Source organism: Pseudactinotalea sp. Z1732, assembly GCF_049724975.1.
GTDB lineage: Bacteria > Actinomycetota > Actinomycetes > Actinomycetales > Beutenbergiaceae > CALKWS01.
Genome location: NZ_JBMPQC010000008.1, coordinates 1 through 16,298, shown reverse-complemented (window position 1 = coordinate 16,298; position 16,298 = coordinate 1). Strand labels below are relative to the sequence as shown.

14 protein-coding genes, 2 tRNA genes and 1 pseudogene are annotated in these 16,298 nt (G+C 69.1%); 8 read left to right on the top strand and 9 right to left on the bottom strand.

Features of this window, described 5'->3' with window-relative positions; all coding sequences use genetic code 11:
* Nucleotides 1-28: 28 nt before the first annotated feature.
* Together ACPL7H_RS14085 and ACPL7H_RS14080 are read left to right on the top strand one after the other, a co-directional pair.
* Complete coding sequence (locus ACPL7H_RS14085) at nt 29-1,654, top strand: NAD-dependent epimerase/dehydratase family protein (protein ID WP_424797495.1); 1,626 nt, start codon at nt 29-31, stop codon at nt 1,652-1,654.
* A gap of 73 nt (nt 1,655-1,727) precedes the next feature.
* The gene (locus tag ACPL7H_RS14080) at nt 1,728-2,771 is read left to right on the top strand and encodes a zinc-dependent alcohol dehydrogenase (protein ID WP_424797494.1); all 1,044 of its coding nucleotides are present in this window, start codon (nt 1,728-1,730) and stop codon (nt 2,769-2,771) included.
* A 98-nt stretch (nt 2,772-2,869) separates the two neighbouring features.
* Here ACPL7H_RS14080 and ACPL7H_RS14075 read toward each other — a convergent pair whose 3' ends face one another.
* Nucleotides 2,870-3,103, bottom strand: coding sequence for a hypothetical protein (locus tag ACPL7H_RS14075; RefSeq protein ID WP_424788230.1), 234 nt, complete (start codon nt 3,101-3,103; stop codon nt 2,870-2,872).
* A gap of 189 nt (nt 3,104-3,292) precedes the next feature.
* Between ACPL7H_RS14075 and ACPL7H_RS14070 the strand changes: the two genes are divergently transcribed.
* Together ACPL7H_RS14070 and ACPL7H_RS14065 are read left to right on the top strand one after the other, a co-directional pair.
* Nucleotides 3,293-4,486, top strand: coding sequence for a zinc-dependent alcohol dehydrogenase (locus ACPL7H_RS14070; protein WP_424797493.1), 1,194 nt, complete (start codon nt 3,293-3,295; stop codon nt 4,484-4,486).
* Nucleotides 4,487-4,552: 66 nt separating this feature from the next.
* Nucleotides 4,553-5,449, top strand: a complete 897-nt coding sequence (locus ACPL7H_RS14065) for an SDR family oxidoreductase (protein WP_424797492.1) — start codon at nt 4,553-4,555, stop codon at nt 5,447-5,449.
* A 41-nt stretch (nt 5,450-5,490) separates the two neighbouring features.
* On the opposite strand, the gene ACPL7H_RS14060 is transcribed toward ACPL7H_RS14065, so the two are convergent.
* A complete protein-coding gene (locus ACPL7H_RS14060; RefSeq protein ID WP_424797491.1) occupies nt 5,491-7,011 on the bottom strand; it encodes an FAD-dependent oxidoreductase in 1,521 nt (506 codons plus the stop codon).
* Between the two features lie 153 nt (nt 7,012-7,164).
* Complete coding sequence (locus ACPL7H_RS14055) at nt 7,165-8,589, bottom strand: DEAD/DEAH box helicase (RefSeq protein ID WP_424797490.1); 1,425 nt, start codon at nt 8,587-8,589, stop codon at nt 7,165-7,167.
* A gap of 342 nt (nt 8,590-8,931) precedes the next feature.
* On the opposite strand from ACPL7H_RS14055, the gene ACPL7H_RS14050 reads away from it, so the two are divergent.
* Nucleotides 8,932-10,077 carry a cytochrome P450 gene (locus ACPL7H_RS14050; RefSeq protein WP_424797489.1) on the top strand — a complete coding sequence of 382 codons (1,146 nt, stop codon included), beginning with the start codon at nt 8,932-8,934 and terminating at the stop codon, nt 10,075-10,077.
* 120 nt (nt 10,078-10,197) lie between these two features.
* On the opposite strand, the gene ACPL7H_RS14045 is transcribed toward ACPL7H_RS14050, so the two are convergent.
* Nucleotides 10,198-10,563 carry a fluoride efflux transporter FluC gene (locus tag ACPL7H_RS14045; RefSeq protein ID WP_424797488.1) on the bottom strand — a complete coding sequence of 122 codons (366 nt, stop codon included), beginning with the start codon at nt 10,561-10,563 and terminating at the stop codon, nt 10,198-10,200.
* Nucleotides 10,560-10,997, bottom strand: coding sequence for a fluoride efflux transporter FluC (locus ACPL7H_RS14040; RefSeq protein WP_424797487.1), 438 nt, complete (start codon nt 10,995-10,997; stop codon nt 10,560-10,562). The genes ACPL7H_RS14045 and ACPL7H_RS14040 overlap by 4 nt, the downstream gene beginning before the upstream one ends.
* Nucleotides 10,998-11,182: 185 nt before the next feature.
* Here ACPL7H_RS14040 and ACPL7H_RS14035 point away from each other — a divergent pair, with 185 nt between their 5' ends.
* The gene (locus ACPL7H_RS14035) at nt 11,183-12,400 is read left to right on the top strand and encodes a hypothetical protein (protein ID WP_424797486.1); all 1,218 of its coding nucleotides are present in this window, start codon (nt 11,183-11,185) and stop codon (nt 12,398-12,400) included.
* A gap of 44 nt (nt 12,401-12,444) precedes the next feature.
* Here the strand turns inward: ACPL7H_RS14035 and ACPL7H_RS14030 are convergent, their stop codons facing one another.
* Nucleotides 12,445-12,819 (bottom strand): MerR family transcriptional regulator, encoded by a 375-nt coding sequence (locus ACPL7H_RS14030; RefSeq protein ID WP_424797485.1) that lies wholly within the window; start codon nt 12,817-12,819, stop codon nt 12,445-12,447.
* A gap of 33 nt (nt 12,820-12,852) precedes the next feature.
* Here ACPL7H_RS14030 and ACPL7H_RS14025 point away from each other — a divergent pair, with 33 nt between their 5' ends.
* Complete coding sequence (locus ACPL7H_RS14025) at nt 12,853-14,184, top strand: MFS transporter (RefSeq protein WP_424797593.1); 1,332 nt, start codon at nt 12,853-12,855, stop codon at nt 14,182-14,184.
* Here the strand turns inward: ACPL7H_RS14025 and ACPL7H_RS14020 are convergent.
* A tRNA-Leu gene (locus ACPL7H_RS14020) sits at nt 14,136-14,217 on the bottom strand. The two genes, ACPL7H_RS14025 and ACPL7H_RS14020, sit on opposite strands and share 49 nt — an antisense overlap.
* A gap of 29 nt (nt 14,218-14,246) precedes the next feature.
* Nucleotides 14,247-14,723 (bottom strand): thioredoxin-dependent thiol peroxidase, encoded by a 477-nt coding sequence (gene bcp / locus ACPL7H_RS14015; RefSeq protein ID WP_424797484.1) that lies wholly within the window; start codon nt 14,721-14,723, stop codon nt 14,247-14,249.
* 147 nt (nt 14,724-14,870) lie between these two features.
* Here bcp and ACPL7H_RS14010 point away from each other — a divergent pair.
* Nucleotides 14,871-14,943, top strand: a tRNA-Lys gene (locus tag ACPL7H_RS14010).
* 253 nt (nt 14,944-15,196) lie between these two features.
* On the opposite strand, the pseudogene ACPL7H_RS14005 reads toward ACPL7H_RS14010, so the two are convergent.
* A pseudogene (locus ACPL7H_RS14005) lies at nt 15,197-16,174 on the bottom strand (IS1634 family transposase); the annotation flags it as partial.
* Nucleotides 16,175-16,298 lie beyond the last annotated feature (124 nt).

Below are 16,298 nucleotides of genomic sequence, written 5' to 3'. Positions count from 1 at the left end.
GTCCATCCGATGGGCTTAGCGTGGACGGATGAGCCGAGTCGTCGTCGTAGGAGCCAGTGGCAACGTGGGAACCGCCGTGCTGCGGGCCCTGAACAGCGACCATGAGATCGGTTCCGTGCTCGGCATCGCACGCCGTCCACCGGTCACCGACGCCGAGCCGTACGGGCAGGTGGAGTGGGCCGCCGTCGACATCGCCGAGGGCGAGCACGTCGTGGACGAACTCACCGAGTTGTTCACCGGCGCCGATGCGGTGATCCACCTCGCCTGGCAGATCCAACCGAACACCCGTCGGGACCAGTTGCGTGAGGTGAATGTGGATGGCACCCGGCGGGTGGCCGAGGCGGCCGGGCGGGCCGGGGTGGGCCAGTTGCTGGTGGCCTCCTCCTGGGCCGTCTACAGCCCGGACCCGGACAAGCAACGGCGTGATGAGACCTGGTCCGCCGGTGGGGTGCGCTCCTCCCACTACAGCGTGGACAAGGCCGCCCAGGAGCGCGTTCTGGATGACTTCGAAGCAACCCATCCCCAGGTTGCCGTGGCGCGGATGCGCACCGCCCTGGTGTTCCAGCGCGAGGCCGGGGCCGCGATCACGCGGTACTTCATCGGCCCGTTCATCCCCCCGCAGGTGTTGTCCCCGCGCACGTTGCCGGTGGTGCCGCTCCCGCAGGGACTGCAGGTGCAGGTGATCCACGCCGAGGACGCCGCCGAGGCCTACCTGACCGTGTTGCGTGCCGGAGAGCGCGGAGCGTTCAACGCCGCCGCCGAGCCGGTGCTGGACGTGGCCGCCTTGGGCCGCCTGGTGGGCCGCGGACGCACCGTGGAGGTGCCGTGGGGTCTGGTGCGGCCGCTGCTTGCGCTGGGCCACAAGGCGCGACTGGCCGCTGCCGATGAGGGGTGGGTGGATATGGCGCGGGAGTTGCCGATGATGGACTCCTCCCGGCTGCGCGGCCTGGGTTGGCAGCCACGCCATGGCGCCGAGGAGACGTTGACCGAGATGTTGCGCGGCTTGGCCGGATCGGAGGGCACCCCCACCCCGGTCATGGTGCCCGGCGTGCGAAGTTTCGGGCACATGGAGGAAGCGGCGGCGACCACGATGACACCCTCCCGGCCGCGCCCGACATTGCCGCAGGAGGCCGGACGTGACGGTGTGCCGGACCACATCAACGCACCGCTGCTGAGCCTGTACCTGTCCGACCACCTGACCGGTGCGACCGCCGGACGGGACCGGATCGGCCAGATGGCCCGCCAGTACGCCACCACCCGGCTCGGGCCGGAACTGGCCCGTATCAGTGCCGAGATCGAGGGTGAGCACGCCTTCCTCAGCGACGTGGTGGACACCTTGGGCCTGCACCAACGAAGCCCGCGTAAGGTCTTGGCGGCCGTGGGGGAACGGCTGGGCCGACTGAAGATGAACCGGCGGGTCCTGCAGACATCCCCGATGACGCCGTTGCTGGAACTGGAGTTGATGCGCAGTGCCGTGATCGGCAAACGCTCCGGCTGGCAGGTGCTGGCCACCTACGCCGACGACCTGGGCCTGCCCGAGGAACTCTTCACGGACCTGGCCGAGCTCGCCGCCCGGCAGGCCGATGATTTGGAGCGGTTGCACGAGCAGGTCCGAGTCCAGGCCTTCGCACTCGAGGGGCAGCACGTGGCCTGAGTGGCCTGGGCCGGTGGGCCCGCAACTGTCCCATTCGCTGCGCACCCGCGCCGGAGTGAATACGCTGTGGTGGATGCGAACCCTGGTCCTGACAGATTTCCACCACCTGACCATTGACGAACGTCCCGCCCCGCGGGTCGTTGACGGCGACGACGTCGTGATCGCCCTTGCCTATACCGGGATCTGCGGCACGGATCTGCACGGCTATACCGGCGAGAACGGTCGGCGCGTGCCCGGGCAGGTGATGGGTCACGAGGCGGTCGGGCAGGTCCTGGACGCCGGTCCGGCCGCCAGCGCCGCAGGGCTGGCGATCGGCCAGGCGGTCACCTTCAACCCGGCGCTGAGTTGCGGGGAGTGCCCCGCGTGCGCCCGGGGCGCCGAACAGCACTGCGTTTCGGGCAAGGTGATCGGGGTGGCGCCGGAGATCGTTTCGGCCTATGCCGAGCAGATCGTCGTACCGGCCGGCAACGTGCTGCCGCTGCCGCAAGGGGTCCCACTCGCCCACGGAGCCCTCGCCGAGCCGCTGGCGGTGGGCGTCCAGGCGGTGCGCCAGGGCGGTATCTCCGGGGGTAGCACGGTGCTGGTGACCGGTGGTGGGCCGATCGGGCAGGCCGTGGTGCTGGCAGCGCTGCGCGCCGGTGCCGAGCACGTGGTGGTCAGTGAGCCGGTGAAGGGTCGGCGACAGTTGTGCGAGCAACTGGGCGCCACCACCATCGACCCGGCCGAGGGTCCGGCGAGCGAGCAGGTGCTGGAGATCCTGGACGGGCCCGCCCAGGTGGCGGTCGACGCCGTCGGCGTGGATGCCACCCTGGCCGACTGCCTGCACTCCGTGGGGCCGCAGGGCACCGTGGTGCTGGTGGGCATGGGTACCCCGCGAGTGAGCATCCCGGCGTTCGCGATCAGCACCGGCCAGCGCCACCTGGTGGGGAGTTTCTGCTACAGCCGGGAGGTGTTCGCCCACGCGGTGGACCTCCTCGGCCAGGCGGGCATGGACGCGGGCAAACTGATCAGCAGGGAGGTCCCGCTCGCCCAGGCACCTGAGGTCTTCGCCGAGATGGCAGCCGGGCAGATGGACCCGGGCAAGGTGCTGCTCCGGATGGGCCGCGACGCCGTCTGAGAATCGCGCGCGACTGCAGGCCGTAGGCGGCGATGACGCAAGCCGGCGGCGATCCCTGACCGCCGACGGTCGGGCCCGAGCCCGGGAACGTGCCCTCCTCAGGCGCGGTCCTGCACCTGGTCCTCCCCGCTCCCACGGGCGCAGTGCGCGCAGCAGTAGATCACGTCGTCGGCCTCCACCCCGTGGCCCAGGATCCGCACACCGCAGTGTGCGCAGGTGGGTGCCATGGCGTGGATGGCGCACTCGAAACTGTCGAACACCCCCGAAGAGTCGTCGCGGGTGATCGTCATCGTCTTGTCGTAACTGTTGCCGCAGGTGTCGCAGGTAGCCATGATGCGCTCCCTTATGTTGCCGATGTCGGTCCGTTTCAGGATCACCCAGCAACCGGCCCGGCGCGACCCGAGTCGCTCCGACGTGCAGCCGTGGTGGACCTGACCTACGTTGACAACCCCCGATGCCAGCGGATCCGGGGCGGGGCCCACCCGTAGCACCTCTGACCCAGGGAAGGTCGTGATCCTTCGATGCGCGCAGTCGTCTGGCAAGGCAAGGAGAAGGTCGGCGTCGATGAGGTGCCGACGCCGCGGCTACGGGAGCCCACCGATGCGATCGTGCAGGTGACCTCCACCGCCGTGTGCGGCTCGGACCTGCACCTGTACGCGGTGCTGGGCCCGTTCATGACGCAGGGTGATGTGATCGGCCATGAGGCGATGGGCGTGGTCACCGAGGTGGGCGCGCAGGTGGAGCACATCAAACCGGGGGACCGGGTGGTGATCCCGTTCCAGATCGCCTGTGGTCACTGCTGGATGTGTGACAACGGGCTGCACACCCAGTGCGAGACCACGCAGGTACGCGAGCACGGCACCGGTGCCGCGCTGTTCGGCTACAGCGCGCTGTACGGCCAGGTGCCAGGGGGGCAGGCCGAGTACCTGAGGGTGCCGCACGCCGACTTCGGGCCGATCAAGGTGCCCGACGACGACGAACCCGACGAGCGGTACCTGTACCTCTCCGATGTGCTTCCCACCGCATGGCAGGCGGTGCAGTACGCGCACATCCCCGCCGGCGGCAGCGTGCTGGTGCTGGGGCTGGGACCGATCGGGCAGATGTCGGCCCGGATCGCCCGCCACCTCGGGGCCGAGACAGTCCTGGCCGCGGACCTGGTGCCGGAACGGCTGGCGATGGCCCAGCGGCACGGGGCGCACGTCCTGGACCTGCGCGACATCGACGACCTCGGTGCCGTGGTGCGTGACCTCACCCAGGGGCGCGGACCGGATTCGGTGATCGACGCCGTCGGGATGGAGGCGCACGGGTCACCGGTCGCCGGGGCCGCGCAGAAAGTGGTCGGGTTGTTGCCCGACGCCGTGGCGGCGCCTCTGCTGAAGACCGCCGGCCTGGACCGGCTCGCCGCCCTGTACAGCGCGATCCACACCGTGCGTCGTGGAGGAACGATCTCCCTCTCGGGCGTGTACGGCGGCACGGCCGACCCGATCCCGATGCTCACCGCATTCGACAAGCAGCTCACCGTGCGGATGGGCCAGGCGAACGTACGCCGATGGGTGGATGACCTGATGCCGCTGGTCACCGACCCGGCCGACCCCCTGGGTGTGCTGGACCTGCGCACCCATCGGCTGCCTCTGGCAGAGGCACCGCACGCCTACGAGATGTTCCAGAAGAAGCTCCACGGCTGCATCAAGGTCGTCCTGGATCCGATGGCCTGAGCGCACTCGCGGTCCAACGACCGGGACAAGCAGTAGGAAACCCCGACGACGAACACGGAGGAACACATGGCCACCGACCAGCTCGAGTTCACCAACCCGGTCGAACGATTCGCCTCGATCAGCCCGCCCGAGCAGCGCCAACCCGAACCGGGACTGGAAGCGGAAATGGACCCGGTGCCCGACATCGGCGAGCACACCTACCGCGGCACCGGTCGGCTCAAGGGGCGCAAGGCCTTGATCACCGGCGGCGACTCCGGGATCGGGGCCGCCACCGCCGTGGCGTTCGCCCGTGAGGGAGCGGACGTGGCGATCGCCTACCTCCCAGCGGAGGAGACCGACGCGGCCAACGTGGCACGCATCATCACCGAGTCAGGTCAGCGGGTGGTGCAGATCCCCGGCGACTTGATGGACCCCGAGTACCCCAGCCGGGTGGTGGAGGAGGCCGTTCGTGAGTTGGGCGGACTCGACATCCTGGTCAACAATGCCGCCAAGCAGGTGGCGATCGAGGGCCTGGCGGACCTGTCCGATGACCAGCTCGAGGAGACCTTCACCGCCAACATCCTGTCCATGTTCCGCCTGACCAGGGCAGCACTCCCGCACCTGCAGCCGGGTTCCAGCATCATCAACACCACCTCGATCCAGGCCTACCAGCCCTCGCCCACGCTGCTGGACTACGCCGCCACCAAGGCCGCGATCAACAACTTCTCCAAGGGTCTGGCCGAGGAACTCGCCCCGAAGGGCATCCGGGTCAATGCCGTGGCGCCCGGGCCGATCTGGACGGCCATCCAACCGAGTGATGGCCAGCCGATCGAGAAACTGCCCGACTTCGGCAAGGACGTCGGGCTGGGCCGGGCCGGGCAGCCCACGGAACTGGCGCCCGCGTATGTGTTCCTGGCCTCCTCCGAGTCCAGTTACGTGCTCGGGGCCACCATCCACGTCAACGGTGGCCAACCCACCCCCTAGCCGGACCGCCACACGCGCGCAGCCCGGGTCGGCCGCGGACCTCAGGTGCGGTTCTCGGCCGGCCCGTTCCCGGCCGGCCCGGTTTCGTCGTCGACCGGCTCCAGGCCGGACGTGGCCGGACCTTCGATCAGGTCGCCCGCGGCGGTGAACCGGGACCCGTGCAACGGGCAGTCCCAGCTCTGCTCGGCGTCGTTCCAGCGGACCAGGCCGCTCATGTGCGGGCAGGTCGCCGAGACACTGCGGGTGCGGCCCTGCACCGTCGAGGTGGCCACCGCCTGCATCCCCTGGCGGGCCACGCACCCGGCGCCCTCGGAGGGGTCCTCCTGCCGGGAGCGCAGGAACGCGAGCCGGTCGGCGGCCAGGGTGCCCGCCACCTTGACGTTGTGAGTCACCCCGGAGCGGGCACCGGAGAGTTCGTGGGTGTGCCAGCTCCGGTACGCATCCGCCCACTCCGGCACCGCGCCGCCCAGGTGGCCGGCGATAACCGCGGCCGCGGCCGGGGCGTTCGTCAACCCCCACTTGGCGAACCCGCTGGCCACCAGCACCCGCCGGCCGGTCGGGGTCAAGGGCCCCACGTAGGGCAACTCATCCACCGGGTGGTAGTCCTGGGCGGACCACCGGTGCGCCGGGTCCGCACCGAAGTGAGAGCGGGCCCAGCCGGTCAGGTCCTCCAGCCGGGCGGCCTCGGACTCGGCATGACCCACCTCGTGGGCGTACCCCCCGGCCAGCACCCACTGGCCCGTCTCCGCCGGTGCGGTGCGCACCGACCAGCCAACGGTGTCGACCGCCAGGTACATGTCCATCTGCCCTGCCGACGGCAGGTGCGCCGCCGTCAGGTAGGAGCGCTGCGGCACCACCCGCGCGAAGAAGCCGCCGCGGTCGGCGATCGGGATGCCGGTGGCCAACACCACCCGATCGGCGTTCACCTCTCCCTTGGTGGTGGCCAACGTCGGGTCGCGGTCGCTGCCCACCGAAACCACCCGGTGCCCGGTGGCCAGGGTGATGCCGGCGGCCTCGGCAGCCGAGGTCAGTGCCGCCAGCAACTCCACCGGGTTCACCTGGGCCTGATCGGGCAATCCGGTGCCGCCGGCGAACGGGAACGGCACGTCGTCCTCATCGCGCCAGAACGGGTCCAGGCCGTGCTCGGTGAGCAACTCGTGCTCGCGTTCCACCTGGCCCAGCCCACCGGCGTCGGCGGCGTAGGTGATGCCCGCCGGGTGTTGTACCGCCACCTCGTGCTCGGCACAGAACCGCAGCAACCAGTCCATCCCGAACCGGTTGCCGCTGACGTACTGGCCCAGCGTCTCGGCCGGATGCTTGCCCGCGATGGAGGAGAACCGGGTGCCCTGCACCAGCGAGATCTTCGCATTCGAAGCCCCCGTGGTGCCGGCGCCGATGGTGCGCGCCTCCAGGACGATCACCCGATGCCCCAACTCCGCCAGCAGCACGGCTGTGGCCAGACCGGTGATCCCGGCGCCTACCACGGCCACCTCGTAGTGGGCCGACAGGTCGGGATCGTCGAAGGTGGGGAGGGTGCGTTCGGCGAACCAGAGCTGGGTCATAGCGGGTCCTTCCGTGGCCCGGCGGCAAGAACTCTCAGCGTATGGGTGGGACGAACAGGCGCAACCGGTGGCCGCGAACCCTCCGAGGGCACCCCGGGGACGTCGATCCGACGGGACCTCCGCGGCCGACTGAGCCGCGCCGGGCGGTCGAACCTAGACCGAAGCCGACCTCGTCTGGGAGCCACCTGCCCGGCCACGGGGCGCCCCGGAGCGACTGTGCCCGCGGGACCTACGCCGCCGGCCCGGCCCGGAGGAGCCACCGGCGCCCGAACTGGACCCGCCGTGAGGGGCCCCACCACGACCACGGCCACCGGAGCGACCACGCCCTGCGTTGGCGCGCTGCTGTGGCTGCGCCGGTGCCGGTGGCTCCACATAGGCGGCGACCTCACCCACGAGGGCGGTCACCGCGCCCGAGGTGGCCGTGACCGATTCGGGCTTGACCGAAATCTTGGCCTTGCGCATCAGTTGATGGGTGTCCCGGCGCTGTTCGGGTAACACGAGGGTGAGCACACTGCCCTCGGACCCGGCCCGGGCAGTGCGTCCGCTGCGGTGCAGGTAGGACTTGTGTTCCGCCGGCGGGTCCACGTGCACCACCAGTTCCACATCGTCCACGTGCACACCGCGGGCGGCCACATCGGTGGCCACCAGAACCGATGAGGTGCCGTCTGTGAAGGCCTTGAGGTTCCGGTCGCGCTGGTTCTGGGAGAGGTTGCCGTGCAGGTCCACGCTGGGGATGCCCGCGGCGGTCAGTTGGCGGGCGAGCTTCTTGGCCTGGTGCTTGGTGCGCATGAACAGGATCCGTCGCCCGGTGCCCGAGGCCAGCGCCTGGACCACGTCGCGTTTGGTGGTCACGTCGGCCACCTCGAACACCCGGTGCGTCATCGCCGACACCGGGGAGTTGGCGCTGTCCACCGAGTGACGCAGTTCGTCCTTCAGGTAGCGGCGCACGAGTGCGTCCACACCGTTGTCCAGGGTGGCGCTGAAGAGCATCCGTTGGCCCCCCGACGGGGTGCGGTTCATGATCCGGGTGACCACCGGTAGGAAGCCGAGGTCGGCCATGTGGTCGGCCTCGTCCAGGACGGTGATGCTCACGTCCCCGAGGTTGGCGTGGCCCTGGTTCATCAGGTCCTCGAGGCGGCCCGGGCAGGCGATCACGATGTCCACACCGGCGCGCAGCGCGCTGACCTGACGGTTCTGGCTGACACCACCGAAGATGGTCGTGACGGTCAGGTCATAGGCACCGGCCAGGGGTTCGAACACCGCGGCGATCTGGGTGGCGAGTTCGCGGGTGGGAGCCAGCACCAGGCCGCGGGGATGGCCCGGACGGGTGCGACCGGAGCCGTGGCCCCGACCCCCGGCCGGTTGCCGGCTCGCCTGGGCCAGGCGCGTCACCAGCGGCAGCGCGAAGGCCAGGGTCTTTCCGGACCCGGTCTTGCCGCGGCCGAGCACATCCCGGCCGGCGAGCGTGTCGGGCAGGGTGGCGACCTGGATGGGGAAGGCTGAAGTGATCCCGGTGGCGGCGAGCCGCTCGACCAGGGGGGAGGGCACGCCGAGCGCGCCGAAGTCGTTCTGGGACAAGTGTTCGTCTCTCAATGCTTTGGGCCGGCGTCATGCCGGTGAGGGCCCGGGGGCCCGGTGGCGAAGGTGGCAGTGGCCACATCCGTTCGCCGAAGAAAGTCACTCGCGGGCCGGTGTTGCTTCGCCCAGCGTGATGAGGGAGCGTTCTGCGACGCAGGAGAGGCGGTGATCCGCCGCTCGGTGTCTTCGAGACTAGCACCTAAACGAGGCGACGACGTCGAAGCCCCGGTTCATCCGGCGTGCCACGGTGGTGCCCGGGCCGGTCAGGCGTCCAGCGGCACCACCGCAGGCAGCCGCGTAAAGTCGCGACGGAGACATTCGCCATCGAGCCAGGAGGCAGGAGTGGGAGACCCGGTCGAGATCGACGCGGAGCACACGTGGACGGACCAGCGGGTCATCCTCGATGAGATGCGGGAGCAGTGCCCGGTGGCTCACACGGACGGGAACGTGATGCTCCTGCGACACGCCGACGTCGTCGCCGCGGCTACCGACCCTGCGACGTTCTCCAGCACGGTCTCCACCCGACGGGTGATCCCCAACGGGCTCGACGGTCCCGAACATGCGCACTACCGGGCGATCGTGGACTCCTACCTCGGCCCGGAGGAGGTGGCCGACCAGGAGGGTCAGTGCCGCGCGACGGCCACCGCGATCGTGCGGGACCTGCCCCGCGGCGAGCTGGTCAGGACCATCACCGACATCGGCGTTCCCTACGCGGTGCGCACCATGTCGGCGTGGTTGGGCTGGCCCAGCGAGTTGGAAGCGGACCTGGTGGCCTGGATGGCCAGGAACCACGCTGCGACCAGATCGGGGGAGCGGGCCCGCACCGCGGCGGTCGCCGAGGAGTTCGACGACATGATCCGCTCCCTGCTCGCGGAGCGCCGGACCGGCCCGGTTACCGACGTGACCGGCGCGCTGATGCGTGAGCAGGTGGATGGACGTACGTTGACCGACGCCGAGGTCGTCTCCATCCTGCGCAACTTCACCGCCGGAGACTTGGGCTCGCTGGCCACCTCGGCGGGCGTGATCGTGCACTACCTGGCCTGCCACTCCGAGATCCAGCGTTGGCTGCGCGAGCAGTTGAGTACCGCATCCCCGGCCGAGTTCGAGGACGCGCTTAACGAGATCCTGCGCATCGATGACCCGTTCGTCTCCAACCGCCGACGCCTCACCAGACAGGTGCAGGTGGGTGGAACCACCCTGGACGCGGACACCCAGGTGCTCTTGAACTGGACCGCCGCGAACCGGGATCCGCGTGTGTTCGATGACCCCGATGAGTACGACCCGGCTGGTCACGCCGAGGCGAACCTGGTGTTCGGGATCGGCCCGCACGTGTGCCCCGCTCGCGGGCTGACGTTGATGGAACTGCGGGTGCTCACCGAGGTCCTGCTCCAGGAGACCACCTGGATCGAACTGGACGCCCATGAACCGGCCGTGCGCGAGATCCCTCCGGTGGGCGGCTGGGCCCGGGTGCCGGTGGTGCTGCACTGAGGCTCCTCGGCCGTTCGAGGGGCGGGGAGGCCGCCCCGAGCCGATGGCCGACGGCCCGCGTAGCCCCGAGGTCGGGATCAGGTCCGTCCGCGGGCGAGAACACGTTCGGGCCCGCCGCGCTCATGTGGCGGTCAGCAGGATTCCGCCGATCGCCACGGCGGTGCAGGCCACGATCATGCCCGGGCCGTGGAGCAGCGCCGCGGCGCGGCGTTCCTGCCGGAGAAGTTCCAGGCACTCCAGACTCGCCGTGCTGAACGTGGTGTAGCCGCCCAACAGGCCGACGGTGAGTACCGGGGCCCACGTGTGGTCGAGCAGCATCCCGGTGAGCACACCGAGCGCCAGCGAACCTGTGAGGTTGACGATCATCGTGCCCCAGGGATACCGGTCCCGCGCGCGGGTGGGCACGGCGCGATCGGCGAGGAATCGCAGCGCCGAACCCACCCCGCCGGCGAGCGCGACGACGAGGGCCGTGCCGAGCCCACTCATCGCCGCCCTGCCCGCGGGTCTGCGACCCGTAGACCGGCCCAGCTCGCCCCGAGACCGAGCAGGAGGGTGGCGCCGCCGTATCCGATCGCCTCGGCGTAGCGCTGCGCTACCAGGAACTGGGCGATGTCAGTGGCGAGCAGGCTGTAGGTGGTGTAGCCGCCGAGGAGCCCGGCGCCGAGCAGCAGGTGCAGTCGCCGGCGGGTGCGGCCGAGGTGAGAGCTCATGGCAAGCCGCTGCACGAGCACACCCAGCAGGAAGGCACCGGTGAGGTTGACCGCCAGGGTTGCCACCGGGAAGCCGGCCGGGCTACCGAGCAGTGCGTCGATGGCGTAGCGCGCGGGAGTTCCGAGTGACCCGCCCGACGCCACGATCAACGCGTCGCGCAGCACCGGCGCGGCGCTACCCCTGGGCGCTGTCGACCGTGGGGTGCTCATGGTGAACCTCTCGACCTCCGGCGCCCGGCGCCGTTTTGGGACGTACGTGAACGGGACGTGCCTGCGCCCGTCGGCGAACCGCTCGGCAGACTACCAATCCGGGTGTTGCTGCCTCAGGTGCCCGGTCATGGCATCGGACGGCGTTCATCGATAACCTGGTTCGATCTCGAGGAGGAGGTGGCACTATGACCGAGTCCGCACCCGCAGCAGAGTCCACGGTCAGCAAGTTCTTCGGGGGTCGGTACGGGCGATTGATCCTGCCCGGGGTGATCCTGCAGTCGGTGCTCATCGGCGGTGGTTATGCCACCGGCCGGGAGATCGTGGAGTTCGGCGCGACCTACGGCGCCATGGGTTGGATCGCCGGCGTGGCGATCATCATCGGCTTCGGGCTGATGGCGTTCCTGATGTTCGAGATCGCGCGCCGCTTCCAGGTGTTCGACTACCGGCGGCTGTTGCGCGTCCTGATCGGGCCGCTGTACTGGCTCTTCGACATCGTCTACATCATGCTCGCGATCCTGATCATCGCGATCATGGCTGCGGCCACCGGTGAGATCGTGCAGCAGACCATGGGGTTCAATTACTGGGTCGGCGTGATCTTCATGATCGTGGTGGTCTGGCTGCTGATCTACTACGGCGAGGGCCTGATCGAGAAGACCAAGAGCGTGGGCACCACCGCGCTGTACCTGGGATACATCATGTTCGCGATCCTGGTGATCAACCGCAACTGGGATCAGGTTGTCGAGACCTTCCGCACCGTGGATCACTCCCTGCACCCGGACATCTCGTGGATGGCGGTGCTGTGGGCGGGAGTCCTCTATGTCGGATACAACCTCGCCGTCTACCCGGCCGCACTGTTCACCGCCCGCCGGCAGACCCGGCTGCGGCACGCCCTGGTCTCCGGAGTCGTGGCCGGATTGTTCATGACCCTGCCGTGGTTCCTCACCTATATGGCCCTGATGGGCTTCTACCCCAGTGCGGAGGTCTTCGATGCCACCGTGCCCTGGCTGGTGATGCTGGGACCGGAGGCGGTCTGGGTGGTCGTGCTGTTCGGGATCGTGGTGGGTTGGACGCTGATCGAGACCGCAACGGGCATGATCTACGCCCTGGTCGCCCGAGTGGACCAGAACCTGGTGGACGCCAAACGCCGGCCGATGAACCGCCGTACCGGCGGCTTCATCGCCGTCGGCACCCTGGTGCTGGCGCTCCTCCTGGCCCAGGTGGGCATCATCGACCTGATCGCGGTGGGTTATACCGCGATGGCCTACGCCATGATCGCGGTGTTCGGTATCCCGCTGCTGGTGCGTGGTGGCTACCTGATCATCACCCGCAAGGGGCAGGCGTTCAGTGCGGCGACCGATCCCACGGAGCGACGCACGGAGCCGGTCGCAAACCAGCGGGACTGAAACCGCTGGACCGAACGGGTAGCGCCGAGGGCCGGGACAGTCCCTCAGGCTTCGGTGAGGACGGCGTACCGGGTCTGCCCGAGGAATCCCCGGATCGTGTCCCGACTCCTGGACAGGCAGTCGATCCTGCCCTCGATCTCGGCTAGTTCCCGTGCCAGTTTCTCCGCGACGTCCCGGCTGCAGGTTGCCACCAGCTCCTCGCACGGCAGCGCCTCCAGGTCCAGGATCGCCCGGACGAGCCGGGTGGGTAGGCCGGCTCGGATGAGGCCGGCCACCCGTTCTACCTTCGCCACATCCGCATCGCGGTAGGTGCGGTAGCCGTTATCGGCCCGCTCGGCACTGATCAGGCCCTGCTGTTCGTAGTAGCGCAGCAGCCGGGGGGCCACTCCCGTGCGCCGGGCCAGTTCCCCGATTCGCATCGACAAACCCCTCACGCCTTGACATTGACATTAATGTCAAACTTTAGCATCGGGCGCATGAACCGAGAGATCATGGACGCCCGAACCGAGGAGACCTCCGAGCGCGGCGACGTAGGCGTGGTACCCGTGCGGACGACCGGCCGGAGTGACGATCGGCTTCCGTGGCTGGCCTTGGTCACCATGACACTGACGACCTTCGTCGTCGTCAGCGCCGAGATGATGCCGGCCGCGGTGCTTCCGGACATGGCCGACGGGCTTGGTGTCTCCCTGGCGCAAGCGGGCCTGCTGGTCTCGGCCTGGGCTGCCACGGTGGTGGTGGCGAGCCTGCCGCTGGCGCGCCTGACCGCGCGGCTCGAGCGTCCCAGGGTGATCGCGGCGGCGCTGGTGGTGGTGGCGCTCGCAACGGTGGTGACGGCCTCGGCCGATACGTACGGCACCGCAATGGCCTCACGGCTGGTCGCTGCGGGCGCCACCGGTCTGCTCTGGTCGCTGATCAACGCCCACGCGGCCGCTATCGTGCCGCAACGCCACATCGCCCGGGCAGCGGCGATCGTGCTGTTCGGCGGCACCATGGGTACTGTCGTTGCGATCCCGGCCGGTAACGCCATCGCCCAGGTCGTCGGGTGGCGGGTGCCGTTCCTCGTCCTCGCGGTTGCGGCGCTGGCAGCGGCCGTGGCGGTGGGTGTGGTACTGCCCCGGCATCGTGTGCACACCGCCGTCGTCGTGACCGGCATACAGCGCACGGCCGCGCCGGTGCGGTTGTGGCCGGTGCTGGCCACCGCCGGGCTCGGCGGACTCGTGCTGTCCGCGCACTTCATGGTCTTCACCTTCGTGGCTGAGGTGCTGGCGCCCAGTGCGGTTCCGACGCCGCTGTTGCTCGTGGTCTTCGGCGCGGTCGGGGTCGGCGGCCTGGTGCTGGTGGGTCTGACCGGTGACCGTTACCCGACGATCGTGCCCGTGGTGGTCTCACTGGCGATGGCTGCCGGCGTGTGGGGCTTGGTCGGCCTCGGCCGCCACGCCGTGCTGGACGTGGTTCTGGTCGCAATGTGGGGCGTGGTGCTGGGCGGGGTGGGCCCGGCGGTGCAGGGCAGGGTGATGAGCATGGCCGGCAGCCGGCACCGGGCCACGGCGGGATCCCTGATGCCGATCGCGATGAATCTGGGCATCGCCCTCGGCGCGGCAGCGGGCAGTGCGGCGGTCGACCTGTGGTCGCCGCAGACACTGCCGGTGCTGGCGCTGGTCCCGCTCCTTGCCGCAGCCACGGGTTTCCTACTGCTGGCCCGGCACGCCCGCCACGGCGGGCTCGGGGCGACGGGTGCGCGAGGTGGGACTCGAACCCACACGCCCGAAGGCACAGGAACCTAAATCCTGCGCGGCTGCCAATTACGCCACTCGCGCTCGCGGACAAGCCTACGTCCGCCACGGCCTCAGTCGATACCGAGGTCCCGGCGCAACTTGGCGACGTGCCCGCTGGCTTTGACGTTGTACTGGGCCAGGGCCACCGAGCCCTCCGGGGCGATCACCACGGTGGAGCGGATCACACCGGTGTAGGTGCGGCCGTAGTTCTTCTTCTCACCCCAGGCACCGTAGACCTCCAGGGTGGCGTGCTCGGGGTCACTGAGCAGGGGGAACGTCAGCGACTCCTTCTCCACGAATCCGGCGAGCGCCTCCTCTGAGTCGGGGGAGACCCCGACGACGGCGTAACCGTGGGAGGTCAGGCTCGCGAGGTTGTCCCGGAAGTCGCACGCCTGCTTGGTGCACCCGGGGGTACCGGCAGCAGGGTAGAAGTAGACGATGACGCCGTTCGTCGCCTCGGCGAGATGGTCGGCCAGCGACCAGGACGAGCCATCGGCTGCGGTCAGGGTGAAGTCGGGGGCTTCGTCTCCGGGGGAGAGGCGATTCACAAAAGGCTCCTTGCGTCAGGGATCTCGATCTCGCCAGCCTACGCGCGGTGGCTGGCGTGGGCAGGGGTGTGGGACTGGTCACGAGCAGCCGTTCGGGTTCGCCGCACCGGTCCGGCTGCTGCTAGCATCACTACCCGCTACTTACGCGCGCCTCTAGCTCAATTGGCAGAGCAAGTGACTCTTAATCACTGGGTTCCGGGTTCGAGTCCCGGGGGGCGTACTTCGTTACCGAACCCAGCCGGATGAGTTCCAGCGGGCCCCTCTTCGCGGGTACTGCCTCAGGCCGGTGAGCACCTCTCGTGCCGCAGTTCCCACGCGCTTCGCCTTCCACATGCGCGATGGTGAGAGCTGTGCGACTCTCGTGCTACGAGACCGCACCGATGGTCATCTGGCCCACGGGGCCACGAATCCCGAAGTACCGACACACAGACTGGGGTCCGAGATGGACACATGGAAACCTGACTTGGCTCAATTTAGTGTGCCCCTTGATGGACCGCCTTGAGCGCGGCGGCGAGGTCCTCGGGGAGGGGGTCAGCGGCGGTTATGTCCTGGCCGCCTGCGCGGATGGTGACGGTCTTGTAGCGCCGGGCGGTGGTGATGAACTTCTTCAGTGACCAGCCGGTGAGGTGTTCCAGGCGACGTGCGACGGCCAGGGCGGCGAAGACCACGGTCAGGTGCGCCTCGATCGAGTCGTGCAGCCGGTGGTATATCGGGCGGGCGGGCAGGTCGTGTTTGGACATCCGGAAGGACTTCTCGATGTGCCAGAGCCGATGGTAGGCACTAATGATGAACTCCGCGCTGGCGCGCTCGGGTAGCAGGTTGGTGACGTAGCCCTTATAGCCTGCCAGGGCGCGGGCCTTGGCCTCCAGTTCCCGGTTGACGTAGCGATCCTCATCGATGAGGGTCAAGAACCGGTTCCGCTTGACCTGAGCCCGCCCGGCCGCGGCCCGTTCAGCTTTCGCGACCTGCTCATCGATCCCGCGCAGCGTCCGCCGGGCCCGCCTGGCGCGGTACTGGTAGTAGATGCGCCCTTCCCGGCGCGCTCCGGCCGGACCGGAGAAGGTTTTGGCGGTGAAGACCTGCCCATCCTCAGGCCCCTGGTCGGGGTGGTTCTCCATCCACTTGGCGATCACGTAGGGGATCTCGGGGATGCGCTGGCCGATGATGTAGGACAGGCCTGCTGCGTCGATGGCTTTGCGGTTGTCGTGGCTGAGCATGCCCGCATCGGCCACGACCGTGACATCGGATAACTCGTGTGCGACCTTGAACGCCTCGAGCACCGGCAGGATTGTTTTGGTCTCACCCTCGTTGCCCTTGAAGGAGTTGACCATCAGCGGGAACCCGCTGGCATCGGTGAGTAGTCCGATGAGGATTTGCGGGTCTATGCGACGCTCCTTGGAATAGCCTGGTTCGCGAAACCCGTCGGCTTCATCGGCCTCGAAGTAAAGCGTTTATGCCGACCTTCTGGTTATGCCGATGTTTGGGGTATCGGCCCAGGTCAGGGCCTTGTCGGTGGCCTGAAAGGTCGGCATATTCATAGGGTCGCGAGCCAGGCGAGGATGTCGGGTTCGGGCT

Bases quoted from the DNA above. Each gene is read 5' to 3' on its own strand.
- ACPL7H_RS14085 (WP_424797495.1), top strand. From the start codon at position 29: ATGAGCCGAGTCGTCGTCGTAGGAGCCAGTGGCAACGTGGGAACCGCC.
- ACPL7H_RS14080 (WP_424797494.1), top strand. From the start codon at position 1,728: ATGCGAACCCTGGTCCTGACAGATTTCCACCACCTGACCATTGACGAA.
- ACPL7H_RS14075 (WP_424788230.1), bottom strand. From the start codon at position 3,103: ATGGCTACCTGCGACACCTGCGGCAACAGTTACGACAAGACGATGACG.
- ACPL7H_RS14070 (WP_424797493.1), top strand. From the start codon at position 3,293: ATGCGCGCAGTCGTCTGGCAAGGCAAGGAGAAGGTCGGCGTCGATGAG.
- ACPL7H_RS14065 (WP_424797492.1), top strand. From the start codon at position 4,553: ATGGCCACCGACCAGCTCGAGTTCACCAACCCGGTCGAACGATTCGCC.
- ACPL7H_RS14060 (WP_424797491.1), bottom strand. From the start codon at position 7,011: ATGACCCAGCTCTGGTTCGCCGAACGCACCCTCCCCACCTTCGACGAT.
- ACPL7H_RS14045 (WP_424797488.1), bottom strand. From the start codon at position 10,563: ATGAGTGGGCTCGGCACGGCCCTCGTCGTCGCGCTCGCCGGCGGGGTG.
- ACPL7H_RS14040 (WP_424797487.1), bottom strand. From the start codon at position 10,997: ATGAGCACCCCACGGTCGACAGCGCCCAGGGGTAGCGCCGCGCCGGTG.
- ACPL7H_RS14035 (WP_424797486.1), top strand. From the start codon at position 11,183: ATGACCGAGTCCGCACCCGCAGCAGAGTCCACGGTCAGCAAGTTCTTC.
- ACPL7H_RS14030 (WP_424797485.1), bottom strand. From the start codon at position 12,819: ATGCGAATCGGGGAACTGGCCCGGCGCACGGGAGTGGCCCCCCGGCTG.
- ACPL7H_RS14025 (WP_424797593.1), top strand. From the start codon at position 12,853: ATGTCAAACTTTAGCATCGGGCGCATGAACCGAGAGATCATGGACGCC.